This is a genomic window from Stenotrophomonas sp. 10L48 (genome assembly GCF_056395105.1).
The window spans coordinates 56038-73809 of record NZ_JBFTIX010000003.1 but is presented as its reverse complement, the minus strand read 5'-3'; the positions used below and the strand labels follow the sequence as shown (position 1 = coordinate 73809).

The 17772-nt window shown below is 67.1% G+C and carries 14 protein-coding genes; 4 read left to right on the top strand and 10 right to left on the bottom strand.

Features of this window, described 5'->3' with window-relative positions; translation table 11 throughout:
• Positions 1–227: 227 nt before the first annotated feature.
• Positions 228–3002 (bottom strand): DNA polymerase I, encoded by a 2775-nt coding sequence (gene polA, locus AC1DCU_RS05880; protein WP_049466689.1) that lies wholly within the window; start codon positions 3000–3002, stop codon positions 228–230.
• A gap of 97 nt (positions 3003–3099) precedes the next feature.
• Between polA and AC1DCU_RS05875 the strand changes: the two genes are divergently transcribed.
• Positions 3100–3384: a DUF2782 domain-containing protein gene (locus AC1DCU_RS05875; RefSeq protein WP_025878043.1), complete on the top strand. Its 285-nt coding sequence runs from the start codon at positions 3100–3102 to the stop codon at positions 3382–3384.
• A gap of 254 nt (positions 3385–3638) precedes the next feature.
• Here AC1DCU_RS05875 and AC1DCU_RS05870 read toward each other — a convergent pair whose 3' ends face one another.
• The 4 genes from AC1DCU_RS05870 to AC1DCU_RS05855 all read right to left on the bottom strand — a co-directional run bounded on the left by AC1DCU_RS05870 (position 3639) and on the right by AC1DCU_RS05855 (position 8678).
• Positions 3639–4085 carry a universal stress protein gene (locus AC1DCU_RS05870; RefSeq protein WP_025878044.1) on the bottom strand — a complete coding sequence of 149 codons (447 nt, stop codon included), beginning with the start codon at positions 4083–4085 and terminating at the stop codon, positions 3639–3641.
• Positions 4086–4277: 192 nt separating this feature from the next.
• Positions 4278–5294 carry an RNA 3'-terminal phosphate cyclase gene (gene rtcA, locus AC1DCU_RS05865; RefSeq protein ID WP_025878045.1) on the bottom strand — a complete coding sequence of 339 codons (1017 nt, stop codon included), beginning with the start codon at positions 5292–5294 and terminating at the stop codon, positions 4278–4280.
• An 81-nt stretch (positions 5295–5375) separates the two neighbouring features.
• On the bottom strand, positions 5376–6602 hold the full coding sequence (locus AC1DCU_RS05860) for an RtcB family protein (RefSeq protein ID WP_442251879.1): 1227 nt from the start codon (positions 6600–6602) through the stop codon (positions 5376–5378).
• A 528-nt stretch (positions 6603–7130) separates the two neighbouring features.
• Positions 7131–8678, bottom strand: a complete 1548-nt coding sequence (locus AC1DCU_RS05855) for a vWA domain-containing protein (protein WP_442251880.1) — start codon at positions 8676–8678, stop codon at positions 7131–7133.
• A 187-nt stretch (positions 8679–8865) separates the two neighbouring features.
• Here AC1DCU_RS05855 and rtcR point away from each other — a divergent pair, with 187 nt between their 5' ends.
• Positions 8866–10458, top strand: coding sequence for an RNA repair transcriptional activator RtcR (gene rtcR / locus AC1DCU_RS05850; protein WP_025878051.1), 1593 nt, complete (start codon positions 8866–8868; stop codon positions 10456–10458).
• Positions 10459–10536: 78 nt separating this feature from the next.
• The gene (locus AC1DCU_RS05845; RefSeq protein WP_442251881.1) at positions 10537–10695 is read left to right on the top strand and encodes a hypothetical protein; all 159 of its coding nucleotides are present in this window, start codon (positions 10537–10539) and stop codon (positions 10693–10695) included.
• Positions 10696–10784: 89 nt separating this feature from the next.
• Here the strand turns inward: AC1DCU_RS05845 and AC1DCU_RS05840 are convergent, their stop codons facing one another.
• Entirely contained in the window at positions 10785–11339 is a 555-nt protein-coding gene (locus tag AC1DCU_RS05840) for a hypothetical protein (RefSeq protein WP_033832536.1), read from the bottom strand.
• Positions 11340–11480: 141 nt separating this feature from the next.
• On the opposite strand from AC1DCU_RS05840, the gene AC1DCU_RS05835 reads away from it, so the two are divergent.
• A complete protein-coding gene (locus AC1DCU_RS05835) occupies positions 11481–12107 on the top strand; it encodes a YajG family lipoprotein (protein WP_478013577.1) in 627 nt (208 codons plus the stop codon).
• 12 nt (positions 12108–12119) lie between these two features.
• Here the strand turns inward: AC1DCU_RS05835 and AC1DCU_RS05830 are convergent, their stop codons facing one another.
• The 4 genes from AC1DCU_RS05830 to cls form a co-directional block, all read right to left on the bottom strand.
• Positions 12120–12446, bottom strand: coding sequence for a low molecular weight protein tyrosine phosphatase family protein (locus tag AC1DCU_RS05830; RefSeq protein WP_442251883.1), 327 nt, complete (start codon positions 12444–12446; stop codon positions 12120–12122).
• Between the two features lie 97 nt (positions 12447–12543).
• Positions 12544–14736: a DNA helicase II gene (gene uvrD / locus AC1DCU_RS05825; protein WP_140228498.1), complete on the bottom strand. Its 2193-nt coding sequence runs from the start codon at positions 14734–14736 to the stop codon at positions 12544–12546.
• A 9-nt stretch (positions 14737–14745) separates the two neighbouring features.
• A complete protein-coding gene (locus tag AC1DCU_RS05820) occupies positions 14746–16167 on the bottom strand; it encodes an FAD/NAD(P)-binding protein (protein ID WP_478013576.1) in 1422 nt (473 codons plus the stop codon).
• A 24-nt stretch (positions 16168–16191) separates the two neighbouring features.
• Positions 16192–17610: a cardiolipin synthase gene (gene cls, locus AC1DCU_RS05815; protein WP_032976786.1), complete on the bottom strand. Its 1419-nt coding sequence runs from the start codon at positions 17608–17610 to the stop codon at positions 16192–16194.
• Between the last annotated feature and the right edge of the window lie 162 nt (positions 17611–17772).

Here is a 17772-nt window from a genome sequence, read left to right as displayed (position 1 = left end):
CGGGGAACGGGCGCTTGGGGAGGAGCCCCCGTTCCGAGATCTGCTCCAGGGGATGGGAGAGATCCACGACAGGCATTGCGCCTGTCGGGAGTTATAGAAGCACTCCGAACACTAACGGTTCGTGAAGGGGCCCAATTTAATAAACACCCATCAGGGAAACATTCATGTTTGAGTCAGAAATATCATGCAAATGAACGAATTCACGGCGTTTTCGGCCTGAATGCGACTCAGTGCGCCTCATCCCAATTGCTGCCAGTACCGGTATCGACCACCAACGGCACCCGCAATTGTGCCGCTTGCGACATGCGCTGCACGACATTGCTACGCAGTTCTTCGATGAAACCGGCCTCGGCTTCGAACACCAGTTCATCGTGCACCTGCAGGATCATCCGCGCCGGTGCGCCGCTGTCACGCAGCCATTTGTCCACATCGACCATGGCGCGCTTGATGATGTCGGCGGCGGTGCCCTGCATCGGTGCATTGATCGCCGCACGTTCAGCGCCAGCACGCAGGCCCTGGTTACGTGCATGAATGTCGTTCAGGTACAGCCGGCGACCGAACAGGGTCTCCACGTAGCCCTGCTCGCGGGCCTGCTCGCGCATGCGCTCCATGAAGTCACGCACGCCCGGATAGCGGCTGAAGTACAGCGCCACGTAGTCCTGCGCCTGGCCACGGTCGATGCCGAGGTTGCGGGCCAGTCCGAACGCACTCATGCCGTACATCAGGCCGAAGTTGATCGCCTTGGCCGCGCGACGCTCGTTGCTGGTCACTTCTTCCAGGGTGCGGCCGAACACCTCGGCGGCGGTGGCGCGATGCACGTCGGCGCCCTGCTCGAAGGCCCGCACCAGGCCCGGGTCTCCGGACAGATGCGCCATGATCCGCAGCTCGATCTGCGAATAGTCGGCCGCCAGCAGCTGGAAGCCTTCCGGGGCGATGAACGCACGGCGGATGCGGCGGCCATCCTCGGTGCGGATCGGGATGTTCTGCAGGTTCGGATCGGACGAGGACAGGCGGCCGGTGGCGGCGCCGGACTGGTGGTAGCTGGTGTGCACCCGGCCGGTTTCGGAGTTGACCATCTCCGGCAGCTTGTCGGTATAGGTGCTGCGCAGTTTGGCCAGGCCACGGTACTCAAGGATCACCCGGGGCAGCTCGTGCTGCTCGGCAATCGCCTCCAGCGCCTCTTCATTGGTGCTGGGCTGGCCCTTGGGGGTCTTCACCACCGCCGGCAGCTTCAGTTCGTCGAACAGCACCGCCTGCAGCTGCTTGGGCGAATCCAGGTTGAAGCTGCGCCCGGCCAGTTCGGTGGCCTTCTGCTGCGCGGCCAGCATGCGCGAGGACAGGTCCTGGCTCTGCCGGCGCAGTTCGTCGGTGTCGATCCGCACGCCATTGGCTTCGATGCTGGCCAGCACCGGCACCAGCGGCATCTCGATGCTGCGGTACACGCTGTCCAGGGTCGGTTCGGCCAGCAGCTGCGGCTGCAGCGCGTGGTGCAGGCGCAGGGTGATGTCGGCGTCTTCGGCGGCGTAGCGGCCGGCCTCGTCGATGCCCACCTGCGAGAACGAAATCTGCTTGGCGCCCTTGCCTGCCACGTCCTCGAACTTGATGGTGTTGTAGCCTAGGTAACGCAGGGCCAGCGAATCCATGTCGTGGCGGGTGGCGGTGGAATTGAGCACGAAGCTCTCAAGCATGGTGTCGTCGTGGTAGCCCTGCACGTCCACGCCATGGCGGCGCAGCACGTGCAGGTCGTACTTGCCATGCTGGCCCAGCTTCTTCTTCGCCGGGTCCTGCAGCACCGGCCGCAGCGCATCGAGCACCTGTGCCAGCGGCAACTGTGCCGGCGCGCCGGGATAATCGTGGCCGACCGGGATGTAGGCGGCCTTGCCCGGCTCCACCGCCAGGCTGATGCCGACCAGGCGCGCACGCATCGCATCCAGTGCGTCGGTCTCGGTGTCGAAGCTGATCAGGTCAGCCTGCTGCACGCGCGCAACCCAGGCCTGCAGCTGCTCGGTGGTCAGCACGGTCTCGTACTCGCCGGGCGCCGACAGCGCCGGATCGAGCTCGCCGACGGGCGGCGCTTCGGCGCTGCCACGGGCAAAGCCGGCTGCGGTGCCACGCAGGCTCGGCGTCGCGTCGTTGGCCACTGCAGGCGCCGGTACCGGCCCGCCCAGCTCCTTCAATGCCTGGGTGAAGCCGTAACGCAGGTACAGCTCGCCCAGGGTGGGCACATCCGGATCGCGCAGGGCCAGCGTGGTCGGGCTGGCGTCCAGCGCGACGTCGGTGCGGATGGTCACCAGCTCCTTGTTCAGCGGCAGGCGCTCCAGCGCGGCGCGCAGGTTTTCGCCGATCTTGCCCTTCATGGTCGGCGCCGCTGCCATCACCCCGTCCAGATGCTGGTATTCGGCCAGCCACTTGGCGGCCGTCTTCGGCCCGCACTTCTCCACGCCCGGCACGTTGTCCACGGTATCGCCCATCAGCGCCAGCAGGTCGACGATCTGGTCGGCGCGCACGCCGAACTTGTCCATCACCGCCGCGTCCGAATCCATGCGGCTGCCGGTCATGGTGTTGACCAGTTCGATGCCCGGCCGGACCAGCTGCGCGAAATCCTTGTCGCCGGTCGAGATGGTGACCTTCAGGTCCTGTGCCACGCCCTGCAGGGCCAGGGTGCCGATCACATCGTCGGCCTCCACGCCGTCGATGCGCAGGATGCTGATGCCCAGCGCTTCGACGATGCGGCACATCGGCTCGACCTGGCTGCGCAGTTCATCGGGCATCGGCGGGCGATTGGCCTTGTATTGGTCGTACAGGTCATCGCGGAAGGTCTTGCCGGGGGCATCGACGACGAAGGCGACGTAGGCCGGGCGCTCCTTCAGCGTCGAGCGCAGCATGTTGACCACGCCGAACAGCGCGCCGGTGGGCTCACCCTGTGCATTGGACAGGGGCGGCAGCGCGTGGAACGCGCGGTACAGGTAACTGGACCCGTCGATCAGGACTAATCTGCTCATGTGTCGATTCTACGCGCCTGTTCCTGCATCGCGGCGACACGGCAGCGACGCGGCGTTGGGGCATAATCAAGGCTCTTTCCAGGCAAAGGCCCCGCCGATGAAGACCCTGATGCTGGCTTCCCTGCTCCTGCTTGCTGGCTGCGCCAGCATGGGCGGCGCGGGCGCTCCCCCGGTGGACGTCAAGGGCGCCGATGTTTCCAAGCGCACGATGGACAACGGCGACACCATCGAGGAATACCGGGTGTCCGGCCAGTTGCGCATGGTCAAGGTGACGCCGGCACGCGGCGCCCCGTTCTACATGTATGACAAGAACGGCGATGGCCGCTTCGACAATGACAAGGATGGCGTGTCGCCGGTGTACTGGAAGCTGTACAGCTGGTGATGTGGCCGGGGTCGGATCCCTTTCCACGGGAAAGGGCTCTGACCCCATCAAGGCGATCGGCACGGCCCTATCCACGCATGGCGTGGATCTACTGGGCATTGCGGTGGCCCCATCCACGCATGGCGTGGACCTTTGACGGTGAACTGGAGTAGATCCACGCCATGCGTGGATGCTCTTCGGGCCGCCGATAAAAAACAACGCCGGCGCGCATCCTGCGGCCGGCGTCGGGTCCCCTCCCCGGGAACGCTTCCGTATCAGCGGATGACCAGCACCGGCAGCGTACTGCGCGCCAGCACCTCGGCGGTCTGGCTGCCCAGCAGCACGCGGGTGACGCCGCGGCGGCCGTGCGAGGTCATTACGATCAGGTCGCTGTTGCGCTGGCCCGCCGTCTCGATGATGCCGTCGGCCGCGTAGCGGTCCAGCACATGCACCGGATTGGCGGTGATGCCCTGCTCGGCCGCCTTGGCCAGGGCCGGCTGCAGCACCTTCTGCGCGCCTTCCTCGCGGTCGGCCTTGTACTCCGGGCTGTTCATGTAGCCCACGCTCCAGCCCATGGCGTCGTACATGCCGACGGCCCAAGGCTCGGAGACGGTGACGATGTCGACCTCGGCGTTGAGGTCCTTGGCCAGCTCCAGGCCCTTGGCCAGGCCCTTGTCGGCCAGCTCCGAGCCATCGGTGGCGATCAGGATGCGCTTGTACATGGTGGGGCTCCGCGGTGATCCAGCCAGTGGGAACGACACCATTACACAGCCTGTGTGGAGATCGTGCCTTGCGCAGGATCAATCCGGCAGCGCGCAGCGATGCCTGCGCAGCGCGGCATGATCGGCCGACGCGCCCAGGATCGACAGGCAACTGGAATGCTCCGGTAGCGCCGGGCCACGCCCGGCGGGCACTCAGGCCTGCACCGTCACCCGCCAGCCACCGTCGTGCGGCTGCCAATCGAATTCCACCGGCAGGAACTTCTCGATCAACCGCGCATTGCTGACCAGGTGATCGCTCAGCACGTGGGTGGTGAACGCACCGCCGCCCGCCAGCGCCATCGGCAGCAGCAACTGGTCGGACAGGTACTCGCCAACAGCACCGGTCCCGTCCAGGTACTGCTTGACCTGCCCGGCCAGGCGCGCCCCGACCTGCTCGGCGGAGACACTGCGCTCGCCGTGGCCGCTGAACACCTCCACGTGATCACCATGACGCACGCGCACCAGGGCGACGTTGCCCGGTCCCAGCGCCGGCCGTATCGACTGCACGTTGCGCGGGTGCGGGTCCACGCCCAGCGTCTCGGCCAGTACCTGCAGTTCGCGCAGGCCGATGCCGCTGGAGAGGCCGGACATCAGCACCTGTGCCTCGATCGCCTGCAACGGTGCACGCACCTCCAACGACGGCGGCTGCAACGCCGCGCACGGCTGCACCTGCACCTCCATCACGCCGCCACCGGCTGGATGGAAGCCGTGCTGCAGCAGCTGCATCGACGCCTGCACGCCCATCCGGCCCAGCGCCGGCAGATAGCTTTGCGCGATGAAATCCGCGCTGGGTGCCAGCGGATTGTGGGTACCGCCTTCCAGGCGCAGCTGCGACGGCCCCTGCGCGCGCCACAGCGCGGGCAGCACGGTCTGCAGCACCAGCGTGGCCGAGCCGGCGCTGCCGGTCGCGAAGTGGTAGGTGCCGGCGCTCACCCGCCCCGGCTCGAAACGCAGCGAGGTAGCGCCAAGTTCTGCACCGTGCACACAGGCGTTGCCGACCCGCGCCGCAGCGTTCACCGCGGTCAGGTGCTGGCGCATCAACCCCGGCTTGCGCCGGATCGCGCGGATGTTGTGCAGCGTGAAGCCGGTGCCGGTGCACAGGCTCAGGGTCAGTGCCGAGCGCAGCAGCTGTCCGCCTCCGTGCCCGCCATCCAGTTCAATCATGTCCATCTGTCTGTTCCTCCGTGCCCGTTGTTCGATGCCGGGCCTTGCTGCCGTGCGCGGCGCAGTGTACGCCGCGCACGGGTTGCCTCATCCCTTCACGCACACCACCTGGCGCAGCGTGTGCACGATCTCGACCAGATCGCGCTGGGCCTCCATCACCGCCTCGATCGGCTTGTAGGCCGCCGGCGATTCATCCACCACCTCCGCATCCTTGCGGCACTCCACGTGCGCGGTGGCCTTGGCGTGGTCATCCACCGTGATCAGCTTGCGTGCCTGGGTACGGCTCATCACGCGGCCGGCACCGTGGCTGCAGCTGTGGAAGCTGTCCTCGTTGCCGAGGCCACGCACGATGAAGCTCTTGGCCCCCATGCTGCCCGGAATGATGCCCAGTTCGCCCTTGCGCGCACTCACCGCGCCCTTGCGGGTCAGCATCACTTCCTTGCCGAAGTGGGTCTCGCGGTTCACGTAGTTGTGGTGGCAGTTCACCGCCTCGGCCTCGGCCTCGAACGGCTTGCTGATCACCGTGCGCACCGCGGCCACCACGTTGCGCATCATCACCTCGCGGTTCATGCGTGCGAAACGCTGCGCCCAGTCCACCGCGAACACATAGTCGCCGTAGTGCTGGCTGCCCTCGGGCAGGTAGGCCAGGTCCTGGTCGGGCAGGTTGATCATCCAGCGGCGCATTTCCTGCTTGGCCAGCTCGATGAAGTAGGTGCCGATGGCATTGCCTACGCCACGCGAACCGGAGTGCAGCATGAACCACACGCGCTGCTCCTGGTCCAGGCAGACCTCGACGAAGTGGTTGCCGGTACCCAGCGTTCCCAGGTGCTTGAGGTTGTTGGTGTTCTTCAGGCGCGGGTGACGCTCGCAGATCAGTGCGAAGTCATCCACCAGCTGCGCCCAGCCTTCCACCGCCAGTTCGGGCGGCGTGTCCCAGCTGCCCTTGTCACGGCCCCCGCGGGTGACGCTGCGGCCGTGCGGCACCGCCCGCTCGATCGCGGTGCGCACCGCCGACAGGTTGTCCGGCAGGTCGCTGGCAACCAGCGTGGTGCGCACCGCGATCATGCCGCAGCCGATGTCCACGCCCACCGCTGCAGGAATGATCGCGCCGATGGTCGGCACCACCGAACCCACGGTCGCGCCCTTGCCCAGGTGCACGTCGGGCATCACCGAGATCCACTTGTGGATGAAGGGCAGCTTGGCGATGTTCTGCAGCTGCTCGCGCGCCTGGTCTTCCAGCGGCACGCCGCGGGTCCACAGCTTGATCGGTGCAGCGCCCGGCTGCTGGATCACGTCGTAATTGAGGGTGGTCATGGTGATGTTTCCTTTCATCCAAAGCAAAAACAAAGAGGGTGCGGTGACAAAGGGGGTGGAACATTCCGTCACCCGCGTTGCCGCGGAGGACGGCCGGGACTTGAACCCGACCCCGAAGGGCTTCCGATGTAGTTCCACCTGCATTCCCCGCGCAACGAAAGCGAAGGTGCCGGCAGCACGACAAGAATCTGGAGGAACATCCTGCTCTACCACTGAGCTACTGCCGCGTTGCCGTGGCAGGCGGGAGTCGAACCCGCGACCTGGAGCTTAAGGGGCTGTAGTTCCTCCGGCATTCGCGCTGCCGGCATTGAAGCGGTGGCACCGTTGCCGGTGCCGTTTGAAAAGGTGCGGTGACAAGGGAGGTGGAACGTCTGCTTCCTCACGACAGGCAGGAAACGCGGGACTCGAACCCGACCCCGAAGGGACAACCAATGTAGTTCCACCAGCATTCACCGCGAAAACGAATTCCTGGCCCTGCCCGGCTGGCCCCATTGCCAGCCGGGCGGTCCGTGCGGCCTCCCTGCCGCCTTACAACGCCATGTCCTGGATGCGCTCGACCCAGCTGCTGCCGTCCTCGGCCGCAGCGGCGTACTGCGCCATCAGGTCGAACACCGCATCGCTGAAGCCACCGATGTGCAGCACGTCACCGCGCTGCACGGTCTGGCTGCTGGCCACCGGCTGCAGGTCGATGCACACCAGCCGCGCCTGTGGGCAGCGACGCTTCAACGCATCCCACTGCAGCATCGTGGCCGTCTGGCCGCCCTGGCGGGTGTCACGCCAACTCTCGTTGTCCGACACCAGCACCACCAGGTCCACCGGCTCGCGCCGCAGGTTGAGGTAGTGCAGCGGCGCGCTGACCGACGTACCACCGCCGTTGATGGCCAGCTGGCGGGCCAACGTCATCACGCTGTCGCGCGGGTTCAGGCGCACGTGGCGCACCTCGGTATCGAACGGCAACACCTTGGCCTGCGGCTGGCCGCGCAGCACGCAGGCTGCAACCAGCGCCGCCACGTCCACGCAGCGCGCCGCCGTGCTGGAGCCCTTGCGGTAGCCGGTTACCGGCGACTGCATGGAACCGGACACGTCCACCGCCACCACCACCCGCCCGGGCAATGCCGGGGCCGACGCCGTGGCGATCTCCATCGCGTCCTGCAACGCTTCCAGGATCGGCGTCGGCAAGCCACCGCCGGCGTGGAAGGCCATCAGCAGCTGGTAGGGCAGTACGCGGGCACGACGCACCTGCTGCGGATCACGCAGGCGCTCTGCGATCACCTGCACCATCGCCGGATCGTCGAACACGCCATGGCGGGCGAACGTGTTGAGGTTCATCCGCATCGACTGCCACGATGCATTGCGGGCCAGTGCCGACCACTGCGCCGCGTCCAGCGGCAGCGTGCTGTAGTACTGGAACGGCAGGTCCGGCGGCAGTCCGCGCGGGTCACGCTTGAACGCCTCGTACGCCCGCACCACTGCCGGCAGCTGCGCCTCGTCGTAGGGACGACCGATGATCCATGCATACAGCGCCTTGCGCTCGGCGTTGGCCGGCTTCGGGTGCACCATGCGGATCACATCGGCCAGCGACGGCTGCTGGCCGATCGCCGCACGCACCAGCGTTTCCGCCGACGCCTGCTGGATCCACTCACGCACCCTGCGCTTGGGCAGCGAGCCCAGCGAGCGGCGCCCCACCTGGCCGCTGCGCATGATCTGCACGAAGGTGCGCAGCTGGCGGCCGTTGTCGATCACCCGCGGGAAAACCAGGGCGAACGCCTCCGGGTCGCGCAGGCTCAGCACCGCCAGCAGCAGCGCCGGCATGTCCTTCATGTGTGCGACCTGGCGGGCGTACAGGGCGGTACGGGCGATGAAGCGCGGCTCGACCTGCGCGGTCAGCGCCAGCACCTGCTGCAGCTGTGCCTCGGCGTCGCTGTAGAAGGTGTTGTTCAGGCACCCGGTGGCCGCATACAGCGCCAGCGCGGCACGCGGGTCGCGGCGGTAGGCCAGGCCACCGGCTTCATTGACGGTGTCTGCCTGCGGCGGCTGCGGCGTGCGCATCCAGGAGAAGAGTGAAAGGTTGGCCATGCTGATGTCCTCGGCGGGAACAGCCCGCGTCGTGTCTTGCCGGATATAGAGCAATGGCCGTGCCAACTTTTGCGAAACCATCGCATGCTATTGATTTTGAAGTGATTTCAATAGAAGAAGGCCATCCTGCCCAGCGGACACCGGCGAAAAGATATATATTTCCCGCGCATCTTTTATAGGAATGGATATGGCGCGTCGGCAGGTGGTATTCGGCATGCTGGGCACCCAGCTCGACGCAGGCGAGGGTCCGGGCCGCTGGCAGAAGTGGCGCCCGACCGTTTCGCTGGGCATGCATGAGGATTTCCTGCCCGACCGCATCGAGCTGCTGCTGGATGAGCGCCGCTACAGCAAGCTGGCGCGCGTGGTCTGCGAGGACCTGGCGCAGGCCGCGCCGGGCATCAGCGTGCAGCGTCACGACACCTACCTGGCCGATCCATGGGAATTCGAGGGGGTCTACGCCTCCCTGCACGACTTTCTCGCGCGCTACCCGTTCCAGCCGGAGGAGGAGGACTACTACGTCCACATCACCACCGGCACGCACGTGGCGCAGATCTGCTGGTTCCTGTTGACCGAGAGCCGTCATTTCCCCGGACGACTGCTGCAGACCTCGCCACCGCGCAAGCAGGACGGTGCCGCCGGCACGTACGCGATCATCGACCTGGACCTGTCGCGCTACGACCACATCGCCCAGCGCTTCGCCCAGCAGCAGCTGCTGGATCGCGACCTGCTGAAGGGCGGCATCGCCACCCGCAACGCCGCCTTCAACCGGATGATCGAGCAGATCGAGACGGTGGCCACCCGCTCACGTGCGCCGATGCTGCTGATGGGACCAACCGGCGCCGGCAAGAGCCAGTTGGCCAAGCGCGTGTTCGAGCTGAAGAAGCTCAAGCACCAGCTGCCCGGTCGCTTCGTCGAAGTGAACTGCGCCACGCTGCGCGGCGACGGTGCGATGAGCACCCTGTTCGGTCACACCAAAGGCGCCTATACCGGCGCTTCCAGCGACCGTGCCGGCCTGCTGCGCTCAGCGCACCAAGGGCTGCTGTTCCTGGACGAGATCGGCGAACTCGGCCAGGACGAACAGGCGATGCTGCTGCGGGCGCTGGAAGAGAAGCGCTTCCTGCCGGTCGGCAGTGACCGCGAAGTGGAGAGCGATTTCCAGCTGATCGCCGGCACCAACCGCGATCTGCAGCAGTCGGTGCTGGAAGGCCGCTTCCGCGAAGACCTGCTGGCGCGCCTCAACCTGTGGACGTACCACCTGCCCGGGCTGGCGCAGCGCATGGAAGACATCGAGCCGAACATCGAGTTCGAGCTGGAGCGCTGGTCGCTGGACCAGCATGCGCGGGTGCGCTTCAACACCGAGGCGCGCACGCGCTATCTCGCATTCGCCACCAGCCCGGAAGCGGCGTGGCGTGGCAACTTCCGCGACCTGGGCGCGTCGATCATGCGCCTGGCCACGTTGGCCAGCGCCGGGCGCATCCAGATCGAGGGCGTGGAGGACGAGATCGCGCGCCTGCGGGCACAGTGGCGCGGCGGCGATGCGCCGTCTCCGCTGGATGCGCTGCTGGGCGAGGCCGTGGACGCGCTGGACCGTTTCGACCGCGTGCAGCTGGAAGAAGTGGTGCGGGTCTGTGCACGCTCGAAGTCGCTGTCCGCCGCCGGGCGCGAGCTGTTTGCGGTCTCGCGCACCCAGCGCGCCAGCACCAACGATGCCGACCGCCTGCGCAAGTACCTGGCGAAGTTCGGGCTGGACTGGGAGCAGGTGCGGGGGCCGGCCCGGTAGCGCGACGGCCCGGCTTGCGCGTGCACCGGTCACGGCGCATGCTCCGGCTGCGACCCCCTACCTGAACGGAGATTTCCCATGCAGGACCGCCCCCGCTCGACTTCCAGAACCGGCCTGATCATCGTGCTGGCCTGTGTCGCTGCCGTCGTCCTGCTCGTGGGTGGCTACCAGTTCGGCAAATCACTGGCCAAGGCCGACAACGCTCAGCAGGCTGCGGCCGCCCAGCCAGCACGCTGACCCCGCTCCGGTAGTGCCGGCCGCTGGCCGGCAGCCGCCGCTATTCCGGCACCTGGAGCAGCCGGCCCGCTCCACCCGAAACCACAGCTTCAGGCGATCTGCACCACGCGCGCGTTCTGGCACAGCGGGTAGCTGCCGACGAACTCGGCGATCGCCTCACGCATCGCCTCGAACGACTGGCCGTACATGTACAGCGCGGTCTCGCTCGGGCCCTGCCACCAGCTGCAGATCTCGCCCAGGCCATCGATGCGCTCGGACAGCTGTTCGAATACGTGGTTCGAATCGCACTGCTCGTACACCTCGTCAGGCAGGGTCAGGCCATCCAGGTAGATGCCCAGGCCTTCGGTCACGCCGAAGCTGCGGTCGGCCTCGCCTGCGCCCTGCACCTGCGACCCCTTCGGTGCCCCCAGCTGCTCCAGCAGGTCGACCAGCTTCGGCACGCCCGCGGCATCGACCAGTGCCACTTCGATATCGCCGTACTCGACTTCGCCCTCGTCGGACATCGCAGTACCGCCTCCGGTGATCCCGCCCAGCTCGGCCGCCTGCAACAGCGCGTCCAGCGGATCCTCGAACAGCTCATGGCGATGCTCGGGCTGCAGCCTGGCGTTCAACTTCACGGTGACATGCAGCGTGGGTTCGGTCATGAGGGCGTTCCTGGGAGGTGTGCCCGCTATTGTAGAGCCGCGCCATGCCCGGCTGCTTTGCGGCGTCGACGCCTCGTCCCTTCAGGCGATATGCAGGCGATAATGCGCGGCGCAAGGACACCATTCCAACAGGGGGAATACATGAAGTCGATCATTACGCTGGCACTGCTGCTGTTGCTCACCGGCTGTGGCATCCGCACCGAAGTGGTGCGCGTGAACGTGCCGGACATCCGGGTGAACCCGGAGCAGGGCCCGGTGGTGGTGGTGGCCCCGGTGCGTGACAACCGCCCCCAGTACTTCCCGCAGGTGCAATCGGCGGCGCGTGCGAAGAACATCGGTGGTGTCATCCGTGCCGGCAATGGCGTGCTGGTGGAGCTCGAAACGTCCACAGCGCCGGACAAGGCACGCGAGATCATGATCCAAGCGCTGCGCAACATGGGTTATCGGACTGCCGACAACTGCGAAGCATCGTGCACGCACCTGGAAACCACGCTGACCGATTTTTCGGTAAGTGCTCCGGTGAATGTTTGGCGCGCCGCGACGTACACCCAGCGGATGCTTGCAGACATCGCGGTACAGGTGACGGCACGCAAGGATGGCCAGACGCGCACCTTCACGACTACCGGCCATGGCGCAAACATCTTCCAGGTCGCCTCGCGGGAGAACTGGGAGATCGCCCTGGAACGCGCGGTGAAGAGCTTCAGCAGCAGCCTGCAGCAGTCCATGTCCGAACAGGACACGGCCGCGCAACCGCAGGCGCAGGACTGATCGCCGCCCGGGTCAGCGCAGGAACGTGATCACTTTGCGCTTGAGCAGTTCCACCAGCACCGGATCCATGTACTCGTAGTCATCGGGAATATCCAGGCAGATCACCCGCTTGCCGTTCAACCATGCCTTGTAGCGGCTGGAAAGCCGGTTGCGGTGCGCCCGCTCCATCACGAACACCAGGTCGGTCCATTGCAGCAGCTCGGGGCTGAGCACTTCCTCGGCGTCGGCGAGCAGCCCGGCCGAGGCGGTTTCGACGCCCGGCCAATCGGCGAACACCTGCTCGGCCGTCGGGCTGCGCAGGCGGTTCTGGCTGCAGAGGAAGAGCACGTTGCGGGTCATGAGCACTCGCCTTTGTAGAGCCGAGCCCGTGCTCGGCTGCTTTCCATCGCGTCGGGGTCAGAGCCCTCCTACGGGAGGGATCCGACCCCGGCGGTGATCAGATCACCGTCAGGTTGGCATACGCCATCACCAGCCACTTGCTGCCGGCGTCGGCGAACTCGATCTGCACGCGTGCGTGGGCACCGTTGCCTTCGTAGTCGGTCACCATGCCTTCGCCGAACTTGGGATGATTGACCAGCGCACCCAGCTTGATCGGCGGCGTTTCGATGGCGGCGTGTCCCATCACCCGGCTTGCGCCCATCGACGCCGGCCGCGAGACCTGCACCTTCGGCCGCACTTCGTGCAGCAGCTCGCGCGGGATCTCGCGCAGGAAACGCGAAGGAAGGCTGTAGCTGTCCTGGCCGTGGATGCGCCGCGATTCGGCGTAGCTGAGCACCAGCTTCTGCCGCGCGCGGGTGATGCCGACGTAGGCCAGCCGACGCTCTTCCTCCAGCCGCCCGCTTTCCTCCAGCGACCGTGCACTGGGGAACAGCCCCTCTTCCACGCCGGCCAGGAACACCAGCGGGAATTCCAGGCCCTTGGCCGAGTGCAGCGTCATCAGCTGCACGCCTTCCTCGCCGGCCTGCGCCTGGCCCTCACCGGCCTCCAGCGCCGCGTAGGCCAGGAACGCGACCAGCTCGTCCATGTCCTCGCCTACTTCCTCGATGTCGTCGGCACGGCGCACGAAGCGCGAGGCCACCGACACCAGTTCGTCGAGGTTGTCGGTGCGCGATTCCGAATCCAGCGCGTTGCGGCTTTCCTTGCTCCAGTGCTCGCGCAGCTGCGAGCGCACCAGCACATGGTCCACGCGCTCGGCCAGGGTCATCTGCAGGGTCTGCGCCTGCAGTTCGTTGACCAGCACCAGGAAGCCGGCCAGCGCATTGCGGGCTCGTGCCGCCAGTGCGCTGCCCTGGGTCACCAGCATGGTGGCTTCCCACAGCGAGATGCCCTGGGCGCGCGCTTCGCGGCGCACTTCGTCCAGCGTGCGGTCACCGATGCCACGCGTGGGCGTATTCACTGCGCGCTCGAATGCAGCGTCGTCGTTGCGGTTGGACAGCAGCCGCAGGTAGGCCAGCGCATCCTTCACTTCGGCGCGCTCGAAGAAGCGCATGCCGCCATACACGCGGTACGGCACCTGTTCGCTCAGCAGCGCTTCTTCCAGCGCGCGCGACTGCGCGTTGCTGCGGTAGAGCACGGCCACTTCGGTGTAGCTGCCGCCGTCGCGCACCCACTGCCGTGCGCGCTCGACGATGTAGCGCGCCTCGTCCATCTCGTTGTACGCCGCGTACAGGTCGATCGGCTCGCCGTCACCACTGTCGGTCCACAGCTGCTTGCCGATGCGGTCCGGGTTGTGCGCGATCACCGCGTTGGCGGCACTGAGGATGTTGGCGGTGGAACGGTAGTTCTGCTCCAGGCGGATGGTCTGCGCGCCCGGGAAATCGCGCAGGAAGCCCTGCACGTTCTCGACCTTGGCACCGCGCCAGCCGTAGATGGCCTGGTCGTCATCACCGACCACGAACACGTGGCCCTCGTGCCCGGCCAGTACCCGTACGAAGGCGTACTGGATGGCGTTGGTATCCTGGAATTCGTCCACCAGGATCTCGCGGAACCGCGCGCGGTAATGCGACAGCAACGGCGGATTGTCGCGCAGCAGTTCGTGCGCGCGCAGCAGCAGCTCGGCGAAATCGACCAGGCCGGCACGGTCACACCGCGCCTGGTACTCGGCGTAGGCCTGGCGCATGGTTTCCAGCCACGCATCGTTCGGCTCGGGCTGGATGTGCTGCGGGCGGCGGCCCTCATCCTTCTGCGCGTTGATCCACCAGGCAATCTGCTTGGGCGGGTACTTGCCGTCATCCAGCTCCAGCGCCTGCACCACGCGCTTGACCAGGCGCAGCTGGTCGTCCGAATCCATCACCTGGAAGCCTTCAGGCAGCTTGGCATCCTGCCAGTGCAGGCGCAGCAGGCGGTTGGCCAGGCCGTGGAAGGTGCCGATCCACATGCCGCGGCTGCCATGCGGCAGCTGCGCGTCGATGCGATGGCGCATCTCGCCGGCGGCCTTGTTGGTGAAGGTCACCGCGAAAATGCCGTGGGTCGGCACGCCTTCGACTTCATGCAGCCAGGCAATGCGGTGGGTGAGTACGCGCGTCTTGCCCGACCCGGCACCGGCCAGCACCAGGTGGTGACCGAGGGGAGCGGAGACGGCTTCGCGCTGGGCCGGGTTCAGGCCATCAAGCAAGTGGGAGACATCCATGCCTCCATTTTACGGCATCGACGTCGCAGCTCCTGCGACCACCTGCGTGGCAAGTGCCTGCGCCTGCTGACGCAGTTCAGGCACCGCCAGGCTTTCCCACAGGCTGCCGATGCGCAGGCTGCCGAGTACCCCCAGGCGCGCCTGTGGCTGGCCACCCGCTGCACACAGCCGGTCGCCCGGCACGCTGCTGTCCAGGCCCAGCCCATGCGGCCCGGAGCGGGCCAGGCCATCGGCCTGCAGTTGCTGCAGCAAGGGATTGCGCAGTGCCGAGGCGCGGGTCTCCACACCGGTGGCATTGACCACCGCAGCGATCGTCCACTGCAGGTTGCCGCCGCCCGCCTCGCGGCCCGACAGCCGCAGGGCATCACCGTCGCGCCACACGCGCTGCAGGCGGGCGCGGTGAACGCGCAGCTGGCCGCTGGCCTGCAGCGCCTGCAACTGCTCAGCCACCGGTTCAGCAATGCGATGGCGGTGCACGTCCCAGTAGCGCACCACGTGGCGCAGGAAGCGGCGCTGGTCGGCGGCGTCCATGCTCTGCCACAGCGCTTGGCCGTGCGGGCGGATGCGATCCATCACGCCCTGCCAGGGCATGCCGTCGACCTGTGCCTTGCGCGCGTGCTGGCGCAGCGCGTGCAGGCGCTGGCGCAGGCTCATCGTCAGCAGCTCCTGCGGGTCGAACGCCGGCAGACCGCCGTGGGCGTGCGGCAATGGCAGCAGCCCGTGGCGCGAGATCACGTGCAGCGGCCCGCTATGGCCGCCGGCCACCAACGCCAGCACGGTGTCGGCCATGCTCAGCCCGGAGCCGACGATGGCCAGGGCATGGTCACTGGCCAGCGTGCGTACGCCGTCGTAATCCCAGGCTTCGACCACGTCATCGGCAGATAGCGCGTCGACGCCGTCCACCGGCAACGGCCGCATGCTGTTGCCGGTGGCGATCACCACCTGCCCTGCATGCAATGTTTGGCCGTCGCCCAGCTGCAGCTGGTAACCGTGGTCATCCGGATGCAACGCCAACACCGGCTGGGCCACGATCTGCAATCGCGCCGCACTGGCCGCTTCGGCCTCGCGCAGGCGCTGCTGCAGGTAGGCAGCGAAGTAGTGGCGACACACATAGCGTTCGCCCAGCACTTCGCGCGCCTCGCCCGGGTACGCGTTGGCGACCTGCAGGAAATCGAGGAAGTCGCCGGGCTGGTCGGCAAAGGCGCTCATCTTCGCCGCCGGCACGTTCAGCAGGTGCTCCGGCCACGGCGTGGCATAGGCAATGCCCTGTGCCAGCTGCGAGGCCGGCTCGAAGATGGCCAGCGCCAGCGGCGCTCGGGCCTGGCGCAACACCTGGATCGCCACCAGCACCCCGGCCGCACCACCGCCGATGATCGCCAGGTCCAGTTCGCCACTACGCGGTGAATCAGTCATGCGCCGATTGTAGGCCATCGGCCCTGCCCGGCTGGCGCTGGCCTACATCAAGGCATCGGCCAGGCGCGCGATGCCCTCGCGGCTGCGCAGCCACGCAGGACGCTTGCGCCACTGCTCCAGGTCCAGCAGGCGCGACTGGCGCAGGTAGTCGTCCTCGATGGCGCACAACTGCGTGACCAGTTGTCGGTCGTAGCAGATCAGGCCGATTTCGGCATTCAGCGCGAACGAGCGGATATCCATGTTGATCGACCCGAGCACGGCAATGTCCTCGTCCACGCTCATGTGCTTGGCATGCAGGAACTGCGGCTCATACAGCGCGATCTGCACCCCGCAGCGCAGCAGCTCATCGTAGTAGGCCTCCTGCGCCCACGAGGTCAGCCGCTGGTTGTTGCTGGCCGACAGGATCAGCTGCACCTGCACGCCGGACAGCGCGGCGATGCGCAGTGCACTCAGCGTTGCTTCGTCGGGCACGAAGTAGGGCGTGACCATCACCAGCCGGCGCCGGGCAAGATGGATCAGCGCGGCCACCGCATCGCGCGCGTTGCTGTACGGGTAGGCCGGGCCACTGGGCAGCAGCTGGGTGGCGATGTCCTCGCTGCACACCGGCACGTCGGCGATGACCTCCAGGCGCTGCCCGGTTTCGATGTACCAGTCGCTGGCGAACACCGCTTCAAGGTGCGCCACCGCAGGCCCGCGCACGCGCGCCACCAGCTCGCGGTTGGGGTGGCCGGCAACGAATTCAGGGCGCGCCAGGTTCTGCGAACCGACATAGCCCACTTCGTTGTCGATCACCGCGATCTTGCGATGGTTGCGCAGGTCCATGCGTCCGCTGCGGCGCCAACGCAGGCCGCCGGGCAGCATCGCGCGCACTTCGATGTCACGTGACCGCAGCCGCTTGCTGTATGCGCGCAGGCCCCGCTTGGCGCCGACCGCATCCAGCAGCACGCGGCACTGCACCCCGCGCGCTGCGGCACGCTGCAGGGCTTCGACGATGGCCTCGCCCACCGTGTCATCGAACATCAGGTAGTACAGCAGGTGCACCCGGTCCTGGGCCTGGTCGATGTCGGCGATCAGGGTGTGCAGTGATTCGTCATAGTCGGTCAGCAGGTCGATCGCGTTGCCGTGCACCGGCATGAAATCGCCCTGGCGCTGCACCAGCGGCACCACTTCGGCGCTGGCCGAATCGGGCTTGGGCGTCCAGCGCAGGCGGCGCTGCAGCGCCTGTTCTTCACGGATGACCTGCGAGGCCTCGGCCTGCCGGCGGATGCGCTCGCGCGACAGCCACGGATGCCCGAACAGCAGATAGAGCGGCAGGCCCAGCAGCGGCACGAAGCCGACCAGCAGCAGCCAGCTGCGCGCCGCGCCCGGCGTAGTGCGGGTGGGGATCCAGCACAGCGCCACCAGCCGGATCAGCCAGTCGATCAACAGCAGGTACGAGCCCAGCAGCCACTCGAACAGCATCGCGTCGCCCGTTGGGAGGTGTGGGGCCATTCTGCCCAGCGGGGTGTRCAGAGTCGAGCAGCGCTGGGGACAGCGTGCCGACCAACGGTCGGCACCCACGGGGTCGGAACGTGTCGACCAAGGTCGACACCTACCGGGGGCGGGGGGCACAAAAAAACCCGC